The organism is Maribacter algicola, assembly GCF_003933245.1.
In the GTDB taxonomy this organism is placed as follows: Bacteria; Bacteroidota; Bacteroidia; order Flavobacteriales; family Flavobacteriaceae; genus Maribacter; species Maribacter algicola.
This window is the reverse complement of record NZ_QUSX01000001.1, coordinates 712113-737064: the sequence shown is the minus strand read 5'-3', so window position 1 is coordinate 737064 and position 24952 is coordinate 712113. Positions and strand designations below refer to the sequence as shown.

19 protein-coding genes and 2 pseudogenes are annotated in these 24952 nt (G+C 41.7%); 13 read left to right on the top strand and 8 right to left on the bottom strand.

Features of this window, described 5'->3' with window-relative positions:
- Window positions 1–2: 2 nt before the first annotated feature.
- A complete protein-coding gene (locus DZC72_RS03110; protein WP_125221429.1) occupies window positions 3–1043 on the bottom strand; it encodes a GntR family transcriptional regulator in 1041 nt (346 codons plus the stop codon).
- Between the two features lie 144 nt (window positions 1044–1187).
- Here DZC72_RS03110 and DZC72_RS03105 point away from each other — a divergent pair, with 144 nt between their 5' ends.
- The 9 genes and pseudogenes from DZC72_RS03105 (at window position 1188) to DZC72_RS17910 (ending at window position 10785) form a co-directional block, all read left to right on the top strand.
- A complete protein-coding gene (locus DZC72_RS03105) occupies window positions 1188–3293 on the top strand; it encodes a bifunctional aldolase/short-chain dehydrogenase (RefSeq protein WP_125221428.1) in 2106 nt (701 codons plus the stop codon).
- Between the two features lie 107 nt (window positions 3294–3400).
- Window positions 3401–4681, top strand: a complete 1281-nt coding sequence (locus tag DZC72_RS03100; protein WP_125221427.1) for a sugar isomerase — start codon at window positions 3401–3403, stop codon at window positions 4679–4681.
- Between the two features lie 4 nt (window positions 4682–4685).
- Window positions 4686–6062 carry an FGGY-family carbohydrate kinase gene (locus DZC72_RS03095; protein WP_125221426.1) on the top strand — a complete coding sequence of 459 codons (1377 nt, stop codon included), beginning with the start codon at window positions 4686–4688 and terminating at the stop codon, window positions 6060–6062.
- Complete coding sequence (locus DZC72_RS03090; RefSeq protein ID WP_125221425.1) at window positions 6059–7213, top strand: alpha-hydroxy acid oxidase; 1155 nt, start codon at window positions 6059–6061, stop codon at window positions 7211–7213. The genes DZC72_RS03095 and DZC72_RS03090 overlap by 4 nt, the downstream gene beginning before the upstream one ends.
- Before the next feature lie 10 nt (window positions 7214–7223).
- On the top strand, window positions 7224–8651 hold the full coding sequence (locus tag DZC72_RS03085) for a purine-cytosine permease family protein (protein WP_125221424.1): 1428 nt from the start codon (window positions 7224–7226) through the stop codon (window positions 8649–8651).
- Entirely contained in the window at window positions 8652–9668 is a 1017-nt protein-coding gene (gene fbp / locus DZC72_RS03080; protein ID WP_125221423.1) for a class 1 fructose-bisphosphatase, read from the top strand.
- Window positions 9669–9986: 318 nt separating this feature from the next.
- Entirely contained in the window at window positions 9987–10214 is a 228-nt protein-coding gene (locus DZC72_RS17920) for an SUMF1/EgtB/PvdO family nonheme iron enzyme (protein WP_243641633.1), read from the top strand.
- A gap of 41 nt (window positions 10215–10255) precedes the next feature.
- The gene (locus DZC72_RS17915; protein WP_243641632.1) at window positions 10256–10378 is read left to right on the top strand and encodes a hypothetical protein; all 123 of its coding nucleotides are present in this window, start codon (window positions 10256–10258) and stop codon (window positions 10376–10378) included.
- A 2-nt stretch (window positions 10379–10380) separates the two neighbouring features.
- A pseudogene (locus DZC72_RS17910) lies at window positions 10381–10785 on the top strand (formylglycine-generating enzyme family protein).
- A 25-nt stretch (window positions 10786–10810) separates the two neighbouring features.
- On the opposite strand, the gene DZC72_RS03070 reads toward DZC72_RS17910, so the two are convergent.
- The 5 genes and pseudogenes from DZC72_RS03070 to DZC72_RS03050 all read right to left on the bottom strand — a co-directional run.
- Window positions 10811–12202 carry an FAD-binding oxidoreductase gene (locus tag DZC72_RS03070; protein ID WP_125221422.1) on the bottom strand — a complete coding sequence of 464 codons (1392 nt, stop codon included), beginning with the start codon at window positions 12200–12202 and terminating at the stop codon, window positions 10811–10813.
- A gap of 21 nt (window positions 12203–12223) precedes the next feature.
- Entirely contained in the window at window positions 12224–13069 is an 846-nt protein-coding gene (locus tag DZC72_RS03065; protein ID WP_125221421.1) for an SDR family oxidoreductase, read from the bottom strand.
- Window positions 13070–13080: 11 nt separating this feature from the next.
- Window positions 13081–13932, bottom strand: a complete 852-nt coding sequence (locus tag DZC72_RS03060; protein ID WP_125221420.1) for an amidohydrolase family protein — start codon at window positions 13930–13932, stop codon at window positions 13081–13083.
- Between the two features lie 9 nt (window positions 13933–13941).
- Window positions 13942–14979: an L-rhamnose/proton symporter RhaT gene (locus tag DZC72_RS03055; RefSeq protein WP_125221419.1), complete on the bottom strand. Its 1038-nt coding sequence runs from the start codon at window positions 14977–14979 to the stop codon at window positions 13942–13944.
- Between the two features lie 597 nt (window positions 14980–15576).
- Window positions 15577–15873: pseudogene (locus DZC72_RS03050) on the bottom strand (fumarylacetoacetate hydrolase family protein); the annotation flags it as partial.
- Window positions 15874–16219: 346 nt separating this feature from the next.
- Between DZC72_RS03050 and DZC72_RS03045 the strand changes: the two are divergent.
- The gene (locus tag DZC72_RS03045) at window positions 16220–17236 is read left to right on the top strand and encodes a transporter (RefSeq protein ID WP_207891699.1); all 1017 of its coding nucleotides are present in this window, start codon (window positions 16220–16222) and stop codon (window positions 17234–17236) included.
- Complete coding sequence (locus DZC72_RS03040; protein WP_125221417.1) at window positions 17226–18764, top strand: phosphatase PAP2 family protein; 1539 nt, start codon at window positions 17226–17228, stop codon at window positions 18762–18764. Before DZC72_RS03045 ends, DZC72_RS03040 begins: the two co-directional genes overlap by 11 nt.
- Before the next feature lie 234 nt (window positions 18765–18998).
- Here DZC72_RS03040 and DZC72_RS18090 read toward each other — a convergent pair whose 3' ends face one another.
- Window positions 18999–19292 (bottom strand): tyrosine-type recombinase/integrase, encoded by a 294-nt coding sequence (locus tag DZC72_RS18090; protein ID WP_165869255.1) that lies wholly within the window; start codon window positions 19290–19292, stop codon window positions 18999–19001.
- Window positions 19293–19415: 123 nt separating this feature from the next.
- Window positions 19416–19844 (bottom strand): phage integrase SAM-like domain-containing protein, encoded by a 429-nt coding sequence (locus DZC72_RS03030; protein ID WP_165869254.1) that lies wholly within the window; start codon window positions 19842–19844, stop codon window positions 19416–19418.
- A gap of 795 nt (window positions 19845–20639) precedes the next feature.
- Here DZC72_RS03030 and DZC72_RS03025 point away from each other — a divergent pair.
- Complete coding sequence (locus DZC72_RS03025; RefSeq protein WP_125221415.1) at window positions 20640–23381, top strand: PSD1 and planctomycete cytochrome C domain-containing protein; 2742 nt, start codon at window positions 20640–20642, stop codon at window positions 23379–23381.
- Between the two features lie 21 nt (window positions 23382–23402).
- Complete coding sequence (locus DZC72_RS03020) at window positions 23403–24920, top strand: DUF1501 domain-containing protein (protein WP_125221414.1); 1518 nt, start codon at window positions 23403–23405, stop codon at window positions 24918–24920.
- The last annotated feature ends 32 nt before the right edge of the window (window positions 24921–24952 follow it).

Genomic DNA, 24952 nt, shown 5'->3' with positions numbered 1-24952 from the left:
GGTTATATGGAATTCCTATCTATGAAATTGAATTCATTTTTAAAATTCCCTCCTTTTTTATTTAGAATCCCTTCTGCCGCGTGTTGCCCCATTTTAACAAAATTGGTCGATATTACGGTGATGCCCAATAATTCCTTTAACGGAGTTTCATTATAGGATATTACACCAATTTCTTTGCCTAAAACCAAGTCTTTTTCTCGGATTCTTTTTAGAAGGTTAACCAAATCGTTTTCTTCAATAACAATAAAAAGGTCCCCCTTTTTTAGTATCATTTCATCGTATATCTCATCGTAAATTTCAAAATCTAGATGATGCTGCACACAAAACTTTCTAAAACCGTGTAAAATTCTTTTTGGATATGGATATACTGACTTTTCTGGATAGACCAATACCAATTTGTTGTATCCCAGGATTTTTTCAATACCATCGTTCAAAGCGTTATAGATATCTTCTTGAAAGTCTTGGTAAATCTGCAAAAAAATGTCCTCTGAAGGTCCTTTGTTATTATCAAGGAGCACTAATTTGTCTTTAGATATCTTGGCTAACGCTTTTTCAACATCTGGTGTTGTACTTACGTGGTTTAGGCTATCGGTTTTAAAATGGGGCATTACTACGTAATAGTCGTAGGCGCCAAAATTTTTATTCAAAAGGTTCAGAAAGAGCCCTTCGTCGCAATGGTAGACCTGAAGGTCAACATAAGCCTTGGCACCGGCATGAGCTACAAATGAATTGTAAACCTTCATTTTATAGTTACTCAGCTTATTTATTAAAAACAGGATGTTGGTTTTTGCAATTAGGGGCGTCCGGTTAACAAAATATCCCTTTCCTTTGATTGATACAATTACTTTTTGCTCCTTCAAAATATTATATGCTTTTTCCACAGTATCCCTGGACAAGTAAAATTCCTCACTCAAGTTATTTATTGAAGGAAGCTTTTGATCAATTTTAAAATTATCAGAAGCTATGTTTTCGATTATACTGTCAACTATCTGCAGATATTTTGGTTTACGTGATTTAGGATTTATCTTTATTTGGTTGAGCATGAATTCAAATTTTACGGAAGTAATAGTGTTCAAAGATGCGAAATAAAACAGAAACAGGAAAAAATATAGTACCACGGTACAGTACAGGATACCGACTATTTAATCTTTGAGTATGTTAGCTGAATAAATAACAAAAATTACAAGATGAGCACTAAACCTAAAGCTTTTAAATACGTAAACTACCTTTGGGACAATAAAAAAGCAGGTGCATTTGGTGATGATCAAGTTGCACTTTTTTTATACAGATCCAACATATTGGGATCAGATTTAAGAATTACCAATTATGGCGGTGGCAACACAAGCTGTAAAACAACAGAAAAAGATCCGTTGACAAATGAAGAAGTTGAGGTGATGTGGATTAAAGGTTCTGGAGGTGATATAGGGACTTTGGACAAGAGTGGAATTGCAGGTCTCTATACGGAAAGACTTAGAAGGTTGAAAAATGTGTACCAAGGGCTTGAAGACGAAGATCGTATGGTCGGCCTCTTCAATCATTGCATATATGATCTAGACAGCCGGGCCCCGTCAATAGATACACCATTACACGGTCTGTTACCGTTCAAGCATATTGACCATTTGCACCCAGATGCACTGATTGCCGTAGCTGCCGCAAAAGACAGCAAGAAGGTTACCAAAGAAATCTGGGGTGATACCATGGGCTGGGTACCATGGCAAAGACCAGGGTTTGATTTAGGTCTGCAATTGGAAAAATGTTTGGAAGAAAACCCTGGAATTCGCGGCATTGTCTTGGGTAGCCATGGGCTTTTCACTTGGGGGGACACCTCTTATGAATGTTATATTAATAGCCTTGAAGTAATCGAAATGGCCTCGGAATACATTGCCAAAAAAGTTAAAGAGAAGGGGAGTGTGTTTGGCGGAGCAACAGTAAAATCGCTGCAAAGTGATGAGCGTAAAGAAAAAGCGGCGCAGTTGATGCCATTATTAAGGGGGCTTTGTTCATCAGAAAGCAGAATGATAGGTCATTTCAATGATTCGGATACAGTCTTGGAATATATCAACAGCCATGATTTAGAGCGCCTTGCACCTATGGGCACCTCATGTCCTGACCATTTTCTAAGAACAAAGATTCAGCCCTTGGTTTTGAACTTGAGCCCTAATGAGGATATTACTGATTCGGAAAAGACATTAAAAAAGCTAAAGCCTGCTTTTGAGCAATATAGGAAAGAGTATGAAGCGTATTACAATTCGTGCAAAAGGGACAATAGCCCCGCAATGAGAGATCCAAACCCAGTGATTATTTTGTATCCCGGTGTTGGTATGTTCAGCTTTGCCAAAAACAAGCAGACAACACGGGTGGCAAGTGAATTCTACATTAACGCTATTAATGTAATGCGGGGGGCCGAAGCCATTTCGGCTTATACCTCACTTCCAAGGCAGGAAGCTTTTGATATTGAGTACTGGTTGTTGGAAGAGGCAAAACTCCAGCGAATGCCTAAAGAAAAACCATTGTCAAGGAAAGTTGCCTTGGTCACGGGAGCAGGGGGCGGTATTGGAAAAGCCATTGCCGATAAATTGGCTGAAGAAGGGGCAAATGTTGTCTTGACCGATGTGGCCGAGAATAGATTGCAAGAAGCCGTCCAGACCTATAAAAAAGATACAGCCGCCTATGAAGTCTGCGACGTAACTAAAATGGATTCCATACAAAACGCTTACAAAAAAGCATGTCTTGAGTTTGGAGGTGTGGATATTGTTGTCCATAGCGCAGGCCTGGCCATATCCAAGCCATTGGCGGAGACATCCGAGGCGGATTGGGATATTTTACAAGATGTTTTGGTGAAAGGTCAATTTGAATTGGCAAAGCAGGGTGTGGAAATTATGAGAAAACAAGCACAAGGCGGAGATTTTATATCAATTGCCAGTAAAAACGGATTGGTAGCTGGCCCAAATAATGTGGGTTATGGTACCGCCAAGGCAGCCCAACAGCATATGGTGCGCCTATTGGCATCCGAACTCGCATCAGACAAGATTAGAGTCAATACGGTTAATCCTGATGGCGTGATTGTGGGCAGTAAAATCTGGGAAGGTGACTGGGCAGAAGGTAGGGCAAAAGCCTATGGTATAACCGTGGAAGAACTACCGGCCCATTATGCCAAAAGAAATTTATTGAACGAGATTATTTATCCGGAGGATATAGCAAATGGTGTATTTGCGCTTGTAGGTTTGCTAGATAAGTCCACTGGTAATATTATCAATGTTGATGGAGGCATGGCCAACGCCTTTGTTCGATAGGAAAAATTAAGTTACAGTTAATTAGAGTTGGTTTGAGTTAGTTTGTGAAGTCTATGAGGCCGTTTAACAGCGGCCCATGGATTTCCTAACATATTTGATAAGGAAATATGGAAATTAGAAAGGATATACTTCAAGAACAAAATAATAAGCAAATTCAAGACCTTGAAGATGATTTTTCCAGATTAGCGGAAAAACTCACTAAAAAAGGAGTTAATATACAAAGATTACTTCAAAGGCTACAAGACTTTCAAGTGGCCATACCAAGTTGGGCCTTAGGGGCAGGAGGTACCCGTTTTGGTAGATTTGGGTTCTTTGGGGAGCCTACCAGTTTGGAAGAAAAGATTGATGATATCGGAATTCTGCACGCACTCACAAAAACGGCGGGAGCTGTTTCGTTGCACATACCCTGGGACATACCTAACGACTATGCTGCAATAAAAGAGAAAGCAAAAGAACACGGGATATTCTTCGATGCCGTAAATTCAAACACCTTTCAAGATCAATCCAATGCCCAGTTGAGTTATCGCCATGGTTCACTCAGCAGTATGGATAAAGAAGTGAGGCAAATGGCAGTTCAGCATAACAACGATGTTGTAGATATAGGTAAAAAATTGGGATCTAAAAGCTTGACTGTTTGGTTGGCGGATGGAACCAACTTTCCTGGGCAGAGAGATTTTCAGAGCTCCCTTCTCAATACTGAGGACAGTTTAAAGAAAATCTATGGTCATATGCCGGATGATTGGAAGCTGTTCATTGAATACAAACCCTACGAACCCAATTTCTACAGTACCGTTATTCAGGATTGGGGCACCTCATTTATGTTGGCCAATGCCTGTGGTGAGAGGGCCTATACCCTTGTGGACTTGGGGCACCATTTGCCAAACACGAACATTGAACAAATTGTGGCCACCTTGATGCTCAAGGGCAAACTGGGCGGATTTCATTTCAATGATAGCAAATATGGGGATGACGACCTTACCGTAGGAAGCATAAAACCCTATAGCTTGTTTTTAATTTTCAACGAATTGGTCAATGGAATGGAAAGAAACAAACAAAATCCGGAATTGGCGTGGATGATCGATGCAAGCCATAATATAAAGGATCCTTTGGAAGATTTGCTACAATCATTAGAGGCTATACAGGAATCCTATGCCAAAGCTATGCTAATTGACCAAGAAAGTCTTTTAGAAGCGCAGTCCAAGGGTGATGTGGTCCAGTGCCAAGAAATTCTGCAAGATGCCTTCAGGACGGATGTGAGGCCCTTGCTTGCAAAAGCACGGGTCGACTTAGGCGGAGCTGTAAACCCCTTGAAGATCTACAGGGCAATGGAAGTAAGAAATAAATTAATCGCAGAGCGTGGAAAACACACGGTTGCAACAGGATTATGATTGAATGGGCAAGAAAAAAGTAACCGCGGTCTTTGATATTGGTAAAACAAATAAAAAATTCTTCCTTTTTGATGAGAATTATGAGGAAGTGCATCGGGAATACCGCCAGTTTAAAAATAAGGTTGACGAAGAAAACCATCCTTGCGAAGATATAGAGGAGCTTCAAGTTTGGCTAAAGAGTGTTTTTGAAAACACCATCAACTTGAACACCTATGATGTGCAAGCACTTAATTTTTCAACGTATGGTGCCAGTTTGGTACATTTAGATGAACATGGTAATCCTTTGTTGCCCATGTACAACTATACCAAGCCTATACCAGAAGAGGTCACCAAAAGTTTTTTTGCCAGATACGGGCCAAAAGAGCAACTGTTGGCCTTGACAGGTTCAGACGATGCAGGTTTATTGAATTCGGGAATGCAGTTGTATTGGCTTAAACACTATAAGCCTGAAATCTTCAAAAGAATTAAGACTTCATTGCACCTTCCCCAATACATTAGTTATGTATTTACTGGTGTTCCAGTTTCTGAATATACCAGTTTGGGTTCTCATACCCTGCTATGGAATTACCAAAAGAAGGACTATCATGATTGGGTGTATAAAGAAGGTTTCCACAAAATATTGGCGCCATTGGTACCTTCGGAAACCAGTATAAACATGAACTACAACGGTAATCGAATAAAGGTCGGGGTGGGCATACACGATAGTTCCGCAGCACTTCTGCCATACATAAGGGGTGCAAAAGAAAAGTTTGTATTGGTGTCAACAGGTACCTGGAGCATCGCATTCAATCCATTTATCAACGGAAATCTATCCGAACAGGACATCAAAAATGATTGTATTAATTATATGCGCATCAATGGTAAGCCGGTTAAGGCCTCAAGAATATTTCTGGGGAATGAATACAAGCTACAGATTGATTTTCTAAACAAACATTATGGAGTAGAAAAGGATAGGCACAAAAAGGTGGAGTTCGATTTCGACACCTTTTTTGAAATCAACAAAGATTTTATGCATCTTTTTAGATGGCAAAGCTTTTCGGACGAGAACATGCCCGATAAAACTTATATTCCATATAATACGTTTGAACACGCTTACCATCATTTAATGATCGAGCTTACCATGATACAGGTGAAAATCATCAAGAGGGTCATGGATGATAGGGTTGTAAACAATCTTTATATTGATGGTGGTTTCACTGATAATGATATTTATGTAAAGTTGTTGGCCCACTATTTGAGAAATTCACAGGTAATGACCACTGATTCGGCATTGGGCTCATCAATAGGGGCTGCAATAGCAGTTTCTGACAAGAAACTGAATTCAAAATTTCTTAGCAAGAACTACGCACTAAAAAAACACGTTCCATTCGTTATAAAATGAACCTTGTAGCACAAATAGATAGTAGATATCCATCCACACAAGACTTACGACTGCGTTCCAAGGAAAGGGTACCCGGTTTTGCATTTGAGTATCTTGATGGTGGGTGCAATGAAGACATCAATATCGTAAGAAACACTAAAGATATACGGGACGTAAAACTTCAACCCAGATACCTTCGAAATTATGGTGAAAGTTCGTTGAAAACCTCACTTTTTGGAATTGAATATGATGCTCCCTTCGGTATATCGCCAGTTGGCCTTCAAGGGTTGATGTGGCCCAATTCACCGGAAATTTTGGCCAAGGCAGCTTTTGAGCACAATATTCCCTTTATTTTGAGCACGGTCACCACTATGAGCATAGAAAGGGCAAGTGAACTGACGGAGGGCAAAGCTTGGTTTCAGTTGTACAACCCTGTGGATGATCATGTAAGAAATGATATTATTGGTAGGGCCGAAAGTGCAGGGTGCCCCGTTTTGGTGTTATTGTGCGATGTGCCCACCTTTGGATATCGCCCCCGGGACATTAAGAATGGTCTTGCGCTTCCTCCAAAAATGTCGGTTAAAAATATTTTACAGATTCTGGGCAAGCCCGAGTGGGCCATCAAAACATTGCGCTATGGCCAACCTACGTTTGAAACACTCAAACCCTACACACCGGAGGGATTGAACTTAAAACAGTTGGGATTGTTCATGGACAAGACCTTTTCAGGAAAATTGAACCGTGAGAAAATAATGCCCATAAGGGATAAATGGAAAGGAAAACTGGTGTTGAAAGGTGTGGCTTCGGAAGAAGACACAAAAGATGCCATAGATATGGGGTTTGACGGGATTATTGTATCAAATCATGGAGGCAGGCAATTGGATGCGGCGGAATCCACTATTGCGCCCTTGAGCCGAATTGCTGAAAAATATAAAGACCAATTGACCATAATGATGGATAGCGGTATACAATCCGGACCAGATATTGCCAGAAGTTTGGCAAGTGGCGCTGATTTCATCTTTATGGGCAGGTCCTTTATGTACAGTGTCGGTGCTTTGGGCAATAGGGGCGGCAATCATGCCATTGCCATGTTCAAAAGACAGTTGGGTCAAGTCATGGATCAGCTATGTTGTAAAAAAATCGAAGACTTGCCAAATCATCTAATTAAATAACCAATTTGAAATGACCAAGCACAATATTGAAAATGAGCAGGAGAATTCCGCTTCAGGTGAATTTGAGAGAGAACCGGTACCAAAATCAAAATTAAAAAGCTGGAAAAGCTTTTTGGGCATGTATGCCGGGGAGCATGCCGCTGGCACAGAATTCATGATAGGCCCATTGTTCTTAACGGCGGGCGTAAGCGCTTTCGATTTGATCATAGGGCTATTGATGGGAAATCTTTTAGCCGTGCTAAGCTGGCGTTTTCTTACGGCCCACATTGCTGTGAAAAGAAGATTGACACTCTACTATCAGTTGGAAAGAATAGCTGGTAAAAAGTTGGTCACGTTTTACAATCTGGCCAATGGATTCTTGTTTTGCTTTTTAGCAGGTGCCATGGTTACTGTTTCGGCCACAGCAGTGGGTGTTCCCTTTGATATGGAAATGCCAAAGCTGACGGATACCGTGCCCAATAGTTTAACCTGGGTCATTATTGTGCTACTGATAGGATTGGTAATTTCCATTATTGCGGCAAGGGGGTATGAAACAGTGTCAAAAGCAGCCAATTGGATGTCGCCCATCATCGTAACAGGTTTTATTGCCTGTGGAATTGTGGCCCTTTCACAATTAAACGTTGGCAGCCTCGAAGATTTTTGGAATATTTGGGGCGAGGGAACCGATCCCTTTCCTGGTCAGCTTAAGTTTGGATTCTGGCATGTGGTAATTTGGTCGTGGTTTGCCAATGCGGCCATGCACGTGGGCATGTCAGATTTATCGGTTTTTCGCTATGCCAAGCATGAATCCAGCGGATGGACCACGGCTGCAGGGATGTATGTAGGACACTACATGGCATGGATTGCAGCAGCTTTGCTGTATGCCGTTTACCTAAAATCTCCAGAGGCACAGACTTTTTTAGGCAATGGAGAAGCACCACCAGTGGCTCCCGGACCTTTGGCCCATAACGCAATCGGTATTTTTGGAATCATAGTGGTCATCCTTGCAGGATGGACCACGGCCAACCCCACAATCTACCGAGCTGGACTTGCATTTCAGGCCATAATGCCAAAATTGAGCACGGCCAAGGTAACTTTCATTGCTGGGATGATTGCGACAGTAGCGGGCCTATTTCCTGCCTTTGCCATGAAATTATTGGGCTTTGTGGCTTTATATGGATTCATTTTGGCCCCGTTTGGAGCCATCATTGTATTTGAGCATTTCTTCGCAAAGCGTTTTGCTCTTGTTGAAGACTATGCGGCCAAAGAACGTATTGGGTTCAATAAAGCCGTATTTTGGTCTTGGGCCATAAGTTTTGGTGTCTTCTATTTTATTTCCCTGTATTTTGATGTATTCCTTTCATTTGTAACCCTTCCTGCATGGATTTTGTGTGGTATACTGTTTTTAGTGTTCAGCAAGAGGCTCCAAAGAGGGTATACTGTTGAAAATGGTTCTTAGATGGAAAGGCCAATTACACTTGGAGAGTATATTGTTGAGAACCAAAAAGATTTTGCCTATGCCAAAGGAGAACTCACTGCGCTGTTGAGTTCCATTAAACTGGCGGGAAAAGTTGTCAATGAGAAAATAAATAAGGCGGGACTTGCCAATATCATTGGTAAATTAGATAAAGAAAATGTTCAAGGTGAGATTCAGGCGAAACTTGATATTATTGCGAACGATGTTTTTGTAGACACACTAAGAAACAGGGGCGAAATCTGTGGTTTGGCCTCTGAAGAGATGGAAAGTTTTATCTCTTTTGATGAAACCATAAATCTGGATTCCAAATACGTGGTGCTGATTGATCCTTTGGACGGGTCTTCCAATATCGATGTAAACGTTACCGTTGGAACCATTTTTAGCATATACCGAAGAATATCGCCTGTTGGAAGCCCTGTGACCCTTGAGGACTTTTTACAGCCAGGGATTAACCAGATTGCGGCAGGATATCTTATTTATGGTTCATCCACTATATTGGTATACACTGTTGGTAATGGTGTAAATGGATTCACTTTTAATCCGGGTGTGGGATCATTTTTTCTTTCACATCCTAATATAAAATTTCCTGATACTGCTGAGATATATTCTGTAAATGAGGGAAATTATGAACATTTTCCTAAAGGAATAAAAAAGTTTATCAAGTGGGCGCAACTAACCGATAATTTACAGAATACGCCCTTAACCGCGCGGTATACGGGTTCTTTGGTGGCGGATATCCATAGAAATATGCTCTTGGGTGGTATTTATTTATACCCCCAAGGTTCATTATCACCCAATGGAAAATTACGGTTGCTTTATGAAGCCAATCCCATCGCATTTATCACAGAACAGGCCGGGGGCAAGGCAGTTGATGGCAAGAACAGGATTTTGGAAATCCTTCCAAAAGAACTGCACCAGCGCTCACCATTGATCTGTGGTTCAAAAAAGCTTGTGGACCGCGTGGAAAACTTCATCGACAAATTTCCAGAGGGATGTTGAATTTTAAAAGCAGCATAGAACAACATACTAGACTTACAAACATATAATTGTTTGATTTAAAGTATGGAAAACAATAACGTTCAGACATTAAAATCTTATTGGGCCAATGCTGCCTTTGTGTTGTTTTTTGTTTCGTTTTTTGTTCTGGGTTGCTACAATATAAAAAAAGATAAAAAACAGAGCGGAGCTCTTCAAAAAGTAGTATAGGATAAGATTATTGTGGATATGCCAAATCATATTAAGTCAATACCGGAAGGGATGGTATGGATACCCGGTGGCAGCTTTGATTAAGGTGCAGTCGAATTTGATAAACTAGCCATGGCACACGAAAAACCAAGGCATAAGGTGGCTGTTGATGGGTTTTTTATCGATACCCATGAGGTTACCAATGCCCAATTTTCCCAGTTTGTTGAAGAAACGGGGTATGTTACCGTAGCTGAAAGGCAAATTGATTGGGAGGAAATAAAAAAGCAACTTCCCCAAGGGACACCCAAGCCCCATGATTCCATTTTACAGCCTGGTTCGTTGGTTTTCAAGAAAACATAGTCGAGCGTTCCCAATCTTGATGATTATTCCCAATGGTGGGAATGGAAAATTGGAGCCAATTGGAAACATCATTACGGACCCAACAGTACCATAGAAGGGAGGGAGAACCATCCAGTGGTGCATATCTTTGGAGGATGCCCAATTTTTCTGGGGAGATGAAATAGGCGTGTTGAGTAAGCACGCCAATACTTGGGATGGTGAATTTCCGTTGAACAATTCACTGGATGATGGTTTTGAAAGAACAGCTCCTGTGATGAGCTATCCAAAAAACGGATTTGGACTTTATGATATGGCAGGAAATGTTTGGGAATGGACCAGCGACTGGTTTAACATAGATTACTACAAGGAGTTGGCGAATGGAAACGGTGTGGCCAGAAATCCTGTAGGAGCTTCCTAAGCGTACAATCCAAATAATCCATACCTTCAAGAGAAGGTCATAAAGGGAGGGTCCTTTCTATGTAGCGCATCGTATTGTGCCAGTTATAGAATATTTGCCAGAATGGCCACAAGTCCAGATTCGGGCATGGAACATTTAGGGTTTAGAACTGTCCTATCTTTAAAAAGTGAGTAAGTAGACCTATTTTTCGTTAGATAGGCTAAGCATCAATAATTTTCCCGCAGTTCAATATTCCTCTAGGATCTAGGGAAACTTTCAATAAGCGCATCAATTCAATTTCTTCGGTAGACCTACTGAGTTGCAAATACTCTTTTTTGTGCACTCCTATACCATGCTCAGCTGAAACGGAACCTTTAAGTTGTTTTAAAGGACCATATACAATATCATTGACTTTTTTGGTTAGTTCGGTAGTTCCATTGGATTTTCCGACAAGAAAATGAATATTGCCATCGGCGACATGCCCATGTGCGAAGTAGATTTCTACTTCAGGCAGATTTTCAAATGCATCAAAGACCTGATCCACGTAATTTCCGATGTCCTTAATGGGAAGGCTTACATCAAAATTCTGTACATGGTTGCATTTTTCGACGAGAACATCTACATCTTCGCGTATTCTCCAAAAAAAGTCAAGATGTTGTGATGACTGGGCCAATGTGGCATCATCAATCAATTCTTGGGATAGTGCTTCTCCCAAGAGTTCTTCCAATAGCTGCTCATCTTTGGAATGGTCACTCCCTAAAGTTTCCAAAAGAACATAATATGTATAGCCATAGGGCAGGGGCTTGGGAATGTTTGTGCTGGATGAGGTCATCTCCTTAAAATTAACTTCCCATAAAAGCTCATACCCGCTTAGGATTCCTCCAAGCTCCATATCCATAAATTTTAAAAAGGCAACTACATTCCTATAGTCGTTAATGCCTACAAAGGCACTATTTCTGCTTCTGGGTTTTTCCTGTAACCTTAAAACTGCCTTGGTTACAACCCCTAAGGTGCCTTCCGAACCGATGAACAATTGTTTAAGATCATATCCTGAGTTGTCCTTGATGATTTTTTTCATGGAAGAAACGATAGTGCCATCTGCCAAGACTGCTTCAAGGCCCAAAATCAAATTTCTCGTCATTCCATACTTAAAAACCCGAAGTCCACCCGCATTCGTTGAGATTACACCTCCTATTTGGGCCGACCCTTTTGCTCCAAAAGTCATTGGAAAGAGTAAATTTTCTTTTTCAACAGCGAGGTGGATATTTTCCAAGATCACACCAGCTTGAACGCTAATAGTTCTACTTGACGGATCTAATTCCTCAATTTGGTTCATTCGCTCCATGGCAATCACCACTTCGTCTTTTGATACCTCCGTACTACCTACCAGATTGGTTAGACCACCATGAACAACCGTGGGCTGATGGTATTTGTGGCAAATGGATAGGATATCCGATACATCTCTTGTAGTAGTTGGAAAGAAGACCGCTTTGGCCATCAAAGGTTTTTCCGTTTCCCAAATGTGACAGAATCTATCCTTTAATTCTGATCCAACAAGCACTTTTTCAGCACCAATTTTTTTTGTGATTTCTTCTATGAATCTATCTTTCATGCTGTTTGTTCAAATATGTATTTACTGAGAGCCTGCATTGATCGTATATTCGCCAAGACCTTCAGGCCCCATGGAAAGGTATCCTCCATCTACCATTATATTGGTACCGGTTATAAAAGAGGCATCGTTGCTCAATAAGAAGAGAACTGGTCTTGCTACTTCAATGGGCAATCCCATTCGTTTTAGCATATGAAATCGTCCCCAGATGGGGTCCCATTTTTTACGCCCACCCCCATCTATGTCGGCTGCTTTATCGGTTTCTTGGGTCCATATCCACCCCGGGTCTACACTGTTCACTCGAATATTATCATTTGCCAAATCCAATGCTTGGCATTTAGTAAGTTGGTTCACTGCTCCCTTTGATGTATTGTACGTCCATCTATCCTTTTGTGCGATATGGGCGGAAATACTAGAAATGTTTACAATTGCCCCACCACCTGACTTTTTCATAAATGGATGTACCGCTTTTGCCATACGGGCATAGGCCAAGGGCCCTACTGTAAAACTGCGCATCCAATCTTCGGTTTTTGCATTTATTCCTGTAGCGGTAAACGAAAAGGCGTTATTGACCAAATAATTTATGTTTCCGTATCTTTTGAAGGTTTCCAGCACAGCTTCCTCACAAAATTTTTCATCTCCCATATCACCTTTTAGGAAAGTTGTCTGATATCCCCTTTTTTGATTTTCTTCCTGTACGTTCTTTCCGGCAGCATCTATGTCTGTAAATAAGACTTTGCCACCTTCCTTACAAAACTCTTCTGAAATTGCACGTCCCAGTCCAGATGCCCCACCTGTGATGATAGCTACCTTATTTTTAAAACGATTTGAATAAAAACTATGTTTATCTGTATTGGATTTGTTCTCCATTTCTCAGAGGATTATAAATTATAAAAATGAATAGCATTATTTTTAAAAATAGCTAAATGATTTTCTTGGGAGAGCCCGTTGGTTAGGGTAGTTGCCGTTTTGAACCATTTTGACCAAGACGAAGCACGAAGGGCATGCGGCCAATCGCTTCCCCAAATAAGCCGTTCGGGACCAAAAGCATCCATTACGGCTTCTGTATAGGGCCTTAGGTCTTCGATGTTCCAATTTTCTAAATCGGCATTGCATACCAGATTTGAAAATTTACAATAATGAGGTCCAGAATTGGCAAAACTATTAAGATGGCTTTTCCAAGGTTCCATCTGTTTTTCCTGAATGTTGGGATTGCCTATATGGTCTAAAATAAATCTTGTGTCAGGGCACTTTTCAACGAGTTTTAGCACAGCAGGGAAATGTTTTGGGCCAATGGTAAGTTCGAAGTGAAGACCGTAATCCCCCAAAAGTTGTACAGCTTCCACGAATTTGGGTTGAATACAAAAATTGATGTCTCTCTCTGGTTCAATTAACTGTCTAACCCCTTTTATTCGTTTATCTTTTTTAAATGCTTCCAACGTCTTTGCCACAACGCTTCCGGTGTGGAGTGGGGCCCATGGAACAATACCGGATAGTTTTTTGTCTTCATCGGCAAGTGCCTGCACCCATTTTATCTCATCCATAAATTGTGAGGGCTTGCACTCAGCTTGTACAAAAACCATTTTTTCAACATGAACTCCACATGATGCCTCATAATAATCAGACAAGGAAAAGCTTCGGTTTATTTTCGGGAAATTCATTAACCATGGATAGTTCAGCTTTTGTAAATCCCAAAGGTGAATATGTGCATCAACAACTGATAAATTTTCCATACAAAACAACTAGCCGTTCATAACATAAGTGGAGTAGCCCAATAGGATGAAAGCGACGCACAGGGTCAAAACACCATAAAGCATTATGCGACGAGGTTTTGATCCTGAGTTTTTCCATTCACCTCCTAAAGCTCCTGCTAAATTACCCGTTAAAATTGAAGCGAGTATCATCATAGGAAAGCCTGCATAAGCACCATAATCTCCCATTGCGTTTGCGCCTATTCCATAAATAATTATTCCTCCTGGCCAAGCCAATCCCATAAAAAGGGCACCAAGCCATTCTATGGTAAGGCTTCCTTTTTTCAAATTCTTGAGTGTTCCTTTTTTAACCATCATATAAAAACCATAAACGGTATTAATGAAAAAGTTGGCTGTAAAGACCAAACTCCATAGGGCAAAACTCGTTGCATATTCGGGTACTTGCATAGCTATGGCCTCATCGGTGATGGGTGCACCAAAAATAAAGGCAAAGTTGACACCGGCAGAAAGGATACCGGATATAATACAAAAAAGGATACCTGACTTAAAGCTCCCTTTAACATGAGATGTATTTGTACTTTTGTCTTTGGATATTAGGACAGTCTCTTTTTGCTTAGCCGCCACCGACATGATGACTACCCCGAGAATCATAGTTGTGACCGCGATAATTAGAATATAACCTCCCTTCGTTGCGAGTTGCGAAGGCTCAAAGACGGACAATGGTACAATGGAGCCAAAAATATTGATGAGACCCATTAGAATTGAAACTCCAAGGGCCATGCCCATTGCGGCTATGGCCCTTCCCCAGTATATTCCACCGATTCCCCATGCAACACCACTTAAAATAATTCCTATTAAGACTGTGTTGGGTATTGAGGAATATAATTGGGATAGGTCTTCAACATATAAAGAGGCTAAAGGCCAGGGCAGTAAAAGGAGCGCAAAAAGAGAACCAATGCCCCATATATTCTCAAACTGCCAAGATTTCACCTTGGTCACTGGAATGGAAAACAATCCTTCCAGGATTCCTCCCAATGTAACAAGTATAACCCCTATAGAGAACGACATAATTAATTGCTTTTGGTTGGCTTATCAGAATTTTATTTCGGACAGGTTGTTCACTGTGTACTTTTGTATAATTCGAATCTATGAAACCACAAACCTGCTATGGTTTGGTAAGTGAAACTTACAGGAAATCCGAACTTTAAAATAATATGAAACTAGTTTTCAAAGTAAACTTTGGTCTAAGAACTTTCAATTACACTTGTATGCATATTAAATCATCATAAGAAATTGAAAATTGGCTCTTATATCCATTATCCGGATTTCTTTTGCCTCTTGTAATTCAATAATGTTATTTATCTCAATGATAATAGGAAAGCCTTGAAATAGCATCCTGTACCTACCTGAATTTAACCTTCAATAGTAAATCGAAACGGTCCCTGTGAGTGGCGGGCCGATATTCAAATTTTTGGACTTTTAGTCTTTATCTGAATTGGTATGGTACATGTAAGACCAACCGTTTCGCGGCAATTGAAAAAGATGATTTCTGCATTGGTAAATCAATAATCAGCACGGGATTTTATAAGTAGTTAAGCAAAGGTCAATCCATCAAATTGCTGGAATCAAATTACTATCAGTAATCAAAAGATGTAGAAATTCCCTCTATTTTTTGCAAGCGACACAAGTTTGTTTGGAAGATCCCAAACCTTCAATGCCAAGTTCCATAGTATCGTCGGGCGAGAGGTATCTGGATGGGTCAAAACCAAGGCCAACAACGAAAGGCGTCCCTGTTGAAATGACATCTCCTGGCAAAAGGGTCATGAACTGACTTATATAGGAAACCACTTCTTGGACATTGAAAATAAAATCTGATGTGGATGAATGTTGTAGGCGTTCGCCATTGACATCCAACCATAAGTCTAAATTGCTAGGGTTTTTGATTTCTCTTTTGTTGAAAATCCTTGAACTCATTTGTTCGTGTCTAGTTTCCCTACAAGAAAAGCCTCATGATATTCAAGAGGCTTTTTTGTAGAAATTATCCAATCGGTAAATATTCTTTAAATAGCGAACCACGATTTTATTCCAAGGCCCATGTTTTCCAACTATTAATTCTGAATTAATATCTGAATTGTTCTCTTAATCCATCTTTAGCAATTCTTAATTCACCTTAATTTTTCGTTAATCCTTAGGGATTGATTCCATATCTATCTTCGCAAACAATAGTGAAGCAATTTTGTTGGCCCTTCCTAACAGACCATATCACAAATCCTACTATCGCTAAACTTGTATAAACCAACTAAATAATATGGAAAATAATTCTAGGCCCAGTTTTGGGAAGAAATCCATTTACAAGGATTTTAACCCAAGACGGTTTTTTCTACAACTCACGCTCACCTTATTGAGTCTTTTTACCCATTCCGATCTGTTATCCCAAACACCTACGGATGCATTGATGATGCCATCAAGAAATGCATGTGTGTTACTTAGTTATGACATGGGCCAGTTCGACCGTTATTGGGAAGGGGATTATTTAAGAGGTAATGAGACCATTGCCACGGTACATAGGAACACCTTCTTGCCCATGGCAGCTATCAGCATCTTTGGCGACTTAAATCTATATATAGGTCTACCTTATGTAAAAACGGAATCTTCCGAACCCAATGGTGGTAGGTTTGAAGGTGCCAATGGTTTCCAGGATTTTATGGCGGCACTAAAGTATAGGGCTTTGGAAAAGCAATTGGGAAAAGGAAAATTGAGCCTATTGTCAACCGTTGGATTCTCGACCCCGGCCACCAACTATCTTTCCGATTATATGCCCTATAGTTTAGGTTTCGGGGCACCGGAGTTTTCCCTGCGAGGTATTGCACAATATGATTGGAACAACGGTTTTTATGTACGAGGTATGGGCGGTTATCTATGGCGAGGTTATACAGAGGCTGAACGGGACTATTACTACAACAATGGTAGTTATTATTCATCGACCATGGATGTTCCCAGTGCATGGAACTATGAAGGAATTTTTGGCAAATGGTTCCTAAACTATTCGTTGAGGGCGGAATTAAGCTATTCGGCCATCAAATCCACAAGTGGCGATGATGTAAGGGATTATAATGCCGCCCAACCTACAAACAAAGTGCAATTTGAGAGGATCGGGGCCTTTTTACAGTATTACATTCCTTCGATTAATGGTCTGGGACTTGTAGCCTACCATAGCCGGGTGGTCAATGGGCGAAACACAGGAAAAATGGCGAATACAGGATTTGGGATTACCTATCAATTCAATTACTTAATGGACAAAAAAGAAATAGAGGATGAAAACTAAATATATATTCTTCGGGGCAATTATGGTGTTGATTCTAGCCAATTCCTGTGAGAAGGACATTCCCCGCTATACAGAGTTCAAAAGTTACGCCTACGCTAACAATGATGAAAATGGAGGGAATTGGGTTTCCATTTTATTGGATGGGGCTACCGCTGTCGATATTGCACCTCCAGAAACAACCACATCGACCGCTTATTTGGCCGAGATAGCCGATATAAAATCTAAAATGGATAACATCAATGACAATCAACGCAAATCCATAGAATACTGGACCAACAATGCCGTGGTAAGATGGAACGAAATTGCATTGGAACTGATTGCAAAGTACAACCTGATTCCAGGACCTAATGATGATGATACCTATACACTACCTAATCCCAATACACCGGATGGTCCTCCCGGATTTCCGTTTTCACATCCACCTTATGCCAGTAGGGCACTGGCCTATCTTTCGGTAGCGCAGTTCGATGGCCTGATATCCGCATGGCATTACAAATATGAATACAACAGACGGGCACCTTATCAAAATGACGCATCCATAAGTTATGCCTATGAACCCAACGACATTCCCTCTTACCCTTCCGATGGCGCTGTATTGGCACGTATCTCAAAAAATATACTTTCGACAATGTTCCCATTGGAGGTCGCATATCTGGAGAAGATGGAAAAAGAACATTTGGAAAGTCTTTTATTGTCCGGAAGTAATGTACAAAGCGATATTGATGCCGGGGTCATCATTGCCAATACGGTATCGGAAATAGCCTTGGAAAGAGCGGCAAACGACGGCATGAAAAATGCCCAAGCACCAAAATCCGTTTCGGACTCCATTAAGGCCGCTGCCTTTGAAAGATTCGGTTGGCAGTGGGAAAACCTTGAACTTCCCGTAAGGCCGGTAGGATTGACACCGTTGTTTGGAAAAGTCAAAATGTGGAGTATTGATGATGTTGAAAGTGTACGTCCCATACCTCCCCCATCTCTTGATTCCCAAGAGTATCGTGATGACGTTGAAATATTAAAAAATTATGCCGATAACATGACCGATGAATATAGGGCTATCGCAAATTTTTGGCAGGATGGTCTGGGCACCTATACGCCACCCGGGCATTGGAACCGATTTGCGAACGAATTTATAGTGGAAAGCAAAATGAACCCATTACGCAGCGCACGCACCATGGCCTACATGAACATGGCGATTATGGATGCTGGCATAAGTTGCTGGGACGCTAAATATTACTACCATTATCCGAGACCCATTCAAACAATTCCTGGTTTTAGGACCATTGCGGGTACTCCTAATTTCCCGAGTTACACCTCTGGGCATAGTGTGTTTTCAGCTGCCGCCTCAGAAGTGTTGGCCTATATTTTTCCAGAAAAGGCGGGTCTTGTTCGAGGATGGGCCGAAGAAGCCGCAATCTCCAGGGTATATGGAGGAATCCATTGGACTTTCGATGCTACCGTAGGAACGGACCAGGGAAGAAATGTGGCACAATATACCATTAATGTCGCTAGAATGGATGGGGCGGACTAAGAAACGATCACGTCATTAAAAAAAAGCTGAAATAATTTAATCGCAAGTTAGAATGTGTTTCTACACTAGGTTAATAGTTATGTTAGATACCTCCAATGACAGATTAAAGTCTGAAAAATCCATCTGTCTATTATATCGTCACGAAGCCCGACCTTACCAAAGATTAAGCAATTTCTAAAGCTGGAAGGTTATCAATGGCCTCATCTTGTAGCTTATTGATTAAGTTCAAATTTTTTAGGGTGCTTTAGTGGAGCTATGTCCCATAGCATCAGCCACGGTCTTTAAGTTTGCACCATACAAGAGAAGTAAACAGGCAAAAGTATGTTTAGCACAATGGAAGGTTATATGTTTATTAATTTCCTCACGTTGTACCCAATAGTTAATTGTCTTGTTGAGGCGATTTATACTGAAATTTTGTACATCGAATACAAATTCGTCTTTCCGTTGAGGGGTACCAAGTATAGATAATGCAGTAGTGTTTAGACAGTCGTTGATGAGTTCACCTGCCTTTTTGCGATGTGTAATCAAACGACATTTATTGATATTTGCCTAAGTTAACTCTCATATTTCTGCGAAGCCCAAGGAAGTATAACAGGCGAATAAAAAGGCTTTTTTTACTTCCGGATTACCGCAGCGTGTTTTGGCAAGAATTCACAATTCTTCTGCATCTAGAACTTGTTTCCTTAAGGAATCATCTTTATTTGGATTCGAAAACTGGATATCATCCGTAGGCATAAATTTCAAGTATCCTTGAATTTTAGCTGATTTGAGTACTTTTTTGAATCGTATAAAGTAATTATGAGCCGTTTCTCCAGCAAGTCCCGCATCATGTAACAAATAGTCTTTGAAAGTTTCCATTATAGTTGGGTTAATCTTCGAAATTTTCAACCTTGGGTTGTCTATTGTAAGTTTAAATTTTTCAACAGCACTGGCCACAATTCGTATGTCTTTAAACTTATGTGTTTTGATGTAGTGTTCAGCGAATAAATTGAAATTTTGGTTTTTAAGATGTTGGGTAACATGACCTGTTTTGTCTGATAGAATTTCTAACTCCCGATTTGCTCTTATTTTGTCGGCCAATCTATTCTTTTCAAATCTGTCAGCATCTTTTGGCGATAATCGTATTTTGAGAAATTCTCGCCATCATTCTCAATTGTGATGTAATCTCAATACAAACTTTGTTCTCCAGATTTTAGCTTCCTACTTATTAAATGTACAGACATAAAAGTGACGGTTTTCATCTAAAAATAGGTGTAAAAGGTAAAGAGAAACAAATTTTTAACATTTTAAAATATTGATTTACAAGAATTTGTATCAATATGGTTTCATATGGTATGAAGTTGATTTTCCCACCTCGAGTACAAGGGAAAAGCCGAGATTTATGTCTCGGCTTTTTTGTTTGCGCTTACTATCAGCATAACAAATCCATTATTAGAAATAATGTTGTACCTGAAGTAGGAGTTTGTTAGTTTTAGTTAACAAAACTCGCTTTTATATTAACCCATATAGTCGCAAACAGATAATTTTTTTTATTAGAGGGTATCCAAAATGGATTTACAATGACTTCTTAATATTTTTTTGTCGCTCACCTTTTATTCGTAAAGAATAACAATAAATGTGGCTATTTTAGTTAAGGCAGTTAAGTAAATAGGCTTTATACAATTGGTACGAGCTAATTTTATTGCTGAATACAATAAAAGGATTTTTTTGGGTGTCAAATATAACAGGTTAAATTATATAGGTTACATCTTATCCATACATGCAGTTGATTTATCCATATTTTTTTTTGAATAATTTGGTAATATTAACCTTGGATTTTGAAACAGGTTTAAACGACAGTTTTAGTATCTTTTAGTAAATTAACCGGATTAAGACATGCATAATCAAAGTATATACAATAAAGGGTTAAGGGCGTTATTTTTATGCATCCTTAGTGGTCTTTTGTATTCCTGTAATACTGCTTCCGATCAGGTTGATTTCAGCACGCAGATAAAACCCATCTTGAACACCAAGTGTATCACCTGTCATGGTGGGGTCAAGAAAAGTGGGGGTTTCAGCCTACTTTTTGAGGAAGAGGCCTTTGCCGCTACGGAATCCGGGAAACCTGCCATAATCCCCGGGGATGCCTCCGGCAGTGAATTTATCAAACGGTTGAAGGAAGAGGACCCTGAACTTAGGATGCCCTATGAGAAACCAAGATTGACGGAGGAGGAAATCGAACTACTTTCAAAATGGATAGACCAAGGTGCCAAATGGGGGGAGCACTGGGCGTACTCCTTACCAAAGGAAGTGGCTGTACCGCCAATTACGCAAAAAGCGGGTATGGTAGACGAAGGCGTGGACGGTTTTTTACAAAACGAGATCGACAACTTTGTGTTGGCCCGGTTGGAAAATAAAGGAATTTCACCAAATGTCCCTGCCGACGAACATGTCCTGATAAGAAGACTGGCCTTTGACATTACGGGCCTGCCACCTTCGGAAAAACTATATAGCGATTTTATCGATGGAAAACTTAGCTATGAGAATGTGGTGGACACCTTGTTGTCCCAAAAGACCTTTGGCGAAAAATGGGCTAGCTGGTGGCTGGACCTGGCCAGGTATGCGGATACAAAGGGCTATGAAAAGGACAATGGAAGAACCATGTGGCGCTACAGGGATTGGGTCATAGACGCCTTCAACAAAGATATGCCCTATGATCAGTTTACCATAGAGCAGTTGGCGGGCGACCTATTGCCAGATCCTTCCGTGGACCAATTGATCGCCACGGCGTTTCACAGGAACACTATGAACAATGATGAGGGCGGTACGGACGACGAGGAGTTTCGAGTGGCCGCGGTAATGGACCGTGTGAACACTACCTATTCCGTTTGGCAAAGTACTACGATGGAGTGCGTACAATGTCACTCCCATCCCTATGACCCCTTCAAATTTGAGGAATATTATAAAAGTCTCGCCTTTTTTAACAATACACGGGACGAGGATACCCCGGACGAAAGTCCTAACATCCGCTTTTTTGATGAAGCACAATTAAAAAGCAGGGAGGAGGTCCTTTCTTGGATACAGGAGTACGGCAACCAAAGAACGGCCCAAAAGTATGCCGACTTTCTTCTTTTTAAGGAACCTAAATATTTGGCGCACAATGCCAAGAACTTTGTGAAGGGGGAGCTTGCGGACACCAAATATCTTGCCCTTTGGAAAGACGGTTCCTGTGAACTTAAAAACATCCATACCAACGGGGCATCCTATATGTATATGGAATACAGTGCCCCTTTGAACGGTACTGTAATGACCGTACGGCAGAACGATGCCCAGGGCCAAATACTGGCCCGGTTCAAAATCGATAAAATGGAGGGCAGGTCTATCCGAAGGATACCTTTCAAACCAATCGATGGGCCGGTCGATCTATACATCGAGGCAACGAACGATAACATAAAGGAGCAGGTTTCCACCAGCTTCATAACTTGGTTCGCCTTTTTGGAAGATATACCCGGATCGAACAAGCCCGGCCATGACCAAGTGAACGAAACCTTTTTGGATCTGTTGAATGCCAAAACCGATAAACTGCCCATTATGGTCGAAAATAACGAACAAATGGCGAGGGCGACACAGATCTTTGAGCGGGGCAGTTGGATGACCCTTGGCGATACGGTGCGACCGGGAACGCCCAAATCCTTGAACCCGTTTTCACCGGAATGGCCTGAGAACCGTTTGGGGATGTCCAAGTGGTTGGTCAGCAAGGAGAATCCTTTGACCGCCAGAACCTTGGTAAACAGGGTGTGGCATCAGATTTTTGGAAGGGGGATCGTTGTTTCCCTGGAAGATATGGGAACCCAGTCCGATCCACCAAGCCATCCGGCATTGCTGGATTGGCTGTCCTTACGTTTTATGAACGAACAAGAGTGGCATATCAAATTGCTCGTCAAGGAAATCGTAATGTCAGGTACATACAGACAAAGTTCCGTTGCGACACCGGATATGTACCAAAAGGATCCCCACAATGAATTGTATGCCCGCGGCCCCAGGATACGGTTATCGGCAGAACAGATACGAGATCAGGCATTGGCGGTTTCTGGCCTGTTGAGCGACAAGATGTACGGCCCGGGTGTCATGCCCCCGCAACCCGATGGTGTCTGGCAATCCGTTTACAGCAATGAAAGTTGGGTGGAAAGCAAGGGCGAGGACAGGTATAGAAGGGCCATTTATACCTATCTGAAAAGGACCAGCCCGTATCCTTCCTTTATAACCTTTGATGCCGGTAGCCGGGAGGTCTGCACCATCCGCAGAACCGTCACCAATACCCCCTTACAGGCCTTGGTCACCATGAACGACCCCGTTTATTTGGAAGCGGCCTTTGAATTTGCCAAAATGATGGACAGGGACAATGTGGAAGAAGGAATTGCATGGGGATTTGAAAAGGCGACCCTCTCCAAGATCGATCAAGAAAAACTGGTCGTGCTGAAAACTCTTTATGACGATGCCCTGATGGATTTTGAATCGGGAATGGAAACGGAACTAAATTTTTTGGGCCTGAGCGAAAGACCGTCAAACAGAATAGCGGCCTTGACCGTAGTGGCCAATGCCATCATGAACCTGGACGAATTTTTGACCAAGGCATAATTAAAATGTATCAGTAGGAATATGAAGCCCAATATCGATAGACTTATAGCAGAAAAGATTCAACGGGAACTGGAGGTCAAGACAAGACGCCATTTCATTAAACAATGCGCCACCGGTATGGGCGGTCTCGCCCTTGGCTCCATTTTTATGGGATGCGATCCCTTGGGCCCTCCAAAAAAAGCATCGGGCGCAGCCTCCGGTTTCACAGAACGTGATCTAAATCCCTTGGCTACGTTGCCACCACCTTTTTCGCCCCGTGTGAAGAACGTTATTTATTTGCACATGGCCGGGGCCCCTTCCCAATTGGAGATGTTCGACTACAAACCGGAACTGGCCAAATTGAACAATCAAGAATGTCCCCAATCGCTTTTGGAAGGAAAGAAATTTGCCTTCATCCGCGGTACCCCAAAATTATTGGGGCCACAGGCAACTTTCAAGCAGGAGGGAGAATCCGGGAATTGGGTATCGGACAACCTGCCCCATTTTAAGAAGGTAGTTGACGAGGTCGCTTTTTTGAAGGCCGTGCATACGGACCAGTTCAATCACGGTCCGGCGCAATTGTTCATGCATACCGGCAGTCCAAGGTTGGGTAGGCCCAGTATCGGTTCATGGGTCACCTATGGTCTCGGTTCGGAAAACCAGAACCTTCCCGGTTTTGTAGTGCTTACTTCGGGAGGAAAAGCACCAAGTGCTGGAAAAAGTGTTTGGGGAAGCGGCTTTTTGCCATCGGTATACCAAGGGGTGCAATGCCGGTCCAAAGGAGACCCGGTGCTGTATATAGAAGATCCTGATGGAATCACGCGTGACCTAAAGAAGAAGACCCTACAGGCCATCAACGAGATCAATAAAAAGGAATACGCCAAATATGCCGACCCTGAAATTCTGGCCCGTATCAACCAATATGAAATGGCCTACAGAATGCAAATTGCCGTTCCGGAGGTTATGAACATAAACAATGAGCCCGATTATATCAAGGAAATGTACGGTGTGGAACCCGGTAAGGAATCCTTTGCGAACAATTGCCTTTTGGCAAGAAAACTGGTGGAGGACGGTGTTCGTTTCGTCCAGTTGTTCGATTGGGGCTGGGACGCCCATGGCACGGACCCAAGTACCGCCGTGGACCTAGGATTGAAAAACAAGTGTAGGGAGATAGACAGGCCGATGAGCGCGTTGTTGTTGGACCTGAAACAACGAGGTTTGTTGGAGGACACCTTGGTCGTTTGGGGCGGTGAATTTGGGAGGACGCCGATGCAGGAAAACAGGGAAGGAAAGACCATGGGCTTTAAAGGAAGGGACCATCATGGCGACGCCTTTACCATGTGGATGGCAGGTGGCGGAATCAAAAAAGGGGCGTCGCACGGGCAGACCGATGCAATTGGATTCTCTGGTGTGGACGGTAGGGTATCGGTGCACGATGTGCATGCCACTATTTTGCACCTATTGGGCTTCGACCACGAACAGTTTACCTTCGATTTTCAAGGAAGGCCTTTCCGGTTGACGGATGTGGAGGGCGAGGTCATCCATCAAATCCTGGCCTGATAATGAAAATTTCGGAATCAATAAATTAGAGT

Excerpts from the sequence above, each read along its gene's own strand:
- DZC72_RS03025 (WP_125221415.1), top strand. The coding sequence starts at position 20,640 with ATGCATAATCAAAGTATATACAATAAAGGGTTAAGGGCGTTATTTTTA.
- DZC72_RS03105 (WP_125221428.1), top strand. The coding sequence starts at position 1,188 with ATGAGCACTAAACCTAAAGCTTTTAAATACGTAAACTACCTTTGGGAC.
- DZC72_RS17915 (WP_243641632.1), top strand. The coding sequence starts at position 10,256 with ATGGAAAATTGGAGCCAATTGGAAACATCATTACGGACCCAACAGTAC.
- DZC72_RS03095 (WP_125221426.1), top strand. The coding sequence starts at position 4,686 with ATGGGCAAGAAAAAAGTAACCGCGGTCTTTGATATTGGTAAAACAAAT.
- DZC72_RS03110 (WP_125221429.1), bottom strand. The coding sequence starts at position 1,043 with ATGCTCAACCAAATAAAGATAAATCCTAAATCACGTAAACCAAAATAT.
- DZC72_RS03070 (WP_125221422.1), bottom strand. The coding sequence starts at position 12,202 with ATGAAAGATAGATTCATAGAAGAAATCACAAAAAAAATTGGTGCTGAA.
- DZC72_RS03085 (WP_125221424.1), top strand. The coding sequence starts at position 7,224 with ATGACCAAGCACAATATTGAAAATGAGCAGGAGAATTCCGCTTCAGGT.
- fbp (WP_125221423.1), top strand. The coding sequence starts at position 8,652 with ATGGAAAGGCCAATTACACTTGGAGAGTATATTGTTGAGAACCAAAAA.
- DZC72_RS17920 (WP_243641633.1), top strand. The coding sequence starts at position 9,987 with ATGGCACACGAAAAACCAAGGCATAAGGTGGCTGTTGATGGGTTTTTT.
- DZC72_RS03090 (WP_125221425.1), top strand. The coding sequence starts at position 6,059 with ATGAACCTTGTAGCACAAATAGATAGTAGATATCCATCCACACAAGAC.
- DZC72_RS03055 (WP_125221419.1), bottom strand. The coding sequence starts at position 14,979 with ATGTCGTTCTCTATAGGGGTTATACTTGTTACATTGGGAGGAATCCTG.
- DZC72_RS03060 (WP_125221420.1), bottom strand. The coding sequence starts at position 13,932 with ATGGAAAATTTATCAGTTGTTGATGCACATATTCACCTTTGGGATTTA.
- DZC72_RS03045 (WP_207891699.1), top strand. The coding sequence starts at position 16,220 with ATGGAAAATAATTCTAGGCCCAGTTTTGGGAAGAAATCCATTTACAAG.
- DZC72_RS03065 (WP_125221421.1), bottom strand. The coding sequence starts at position 13,069 with ATGGAGAACAAATCCAATACAGATAAACATAGTTTTTATTCAAATCGT.
- DZC72_RS03040 (WP_125221417.1), top strand. The coding sequence starts at position 17,226 with ATGAAAACTAAATATATATTCTTCGGGGCAATTATGGTGTTGATTCTA.
- DZC72_RS03020 (WP_125221414.1), top strand. The coding sequence starts at position 23,403 with ATGAAGCCCAATATCGATAGACTTATAGCAGAAAAGATTCAACGGGAA.
- DZC72_RS03100 (WP_125221427.1), top strand. The coding sequence starts at position 3,401 with ATGGAAATTAGAAAGGATATACTTCAAGAACAAAATAATAAGCAAATT.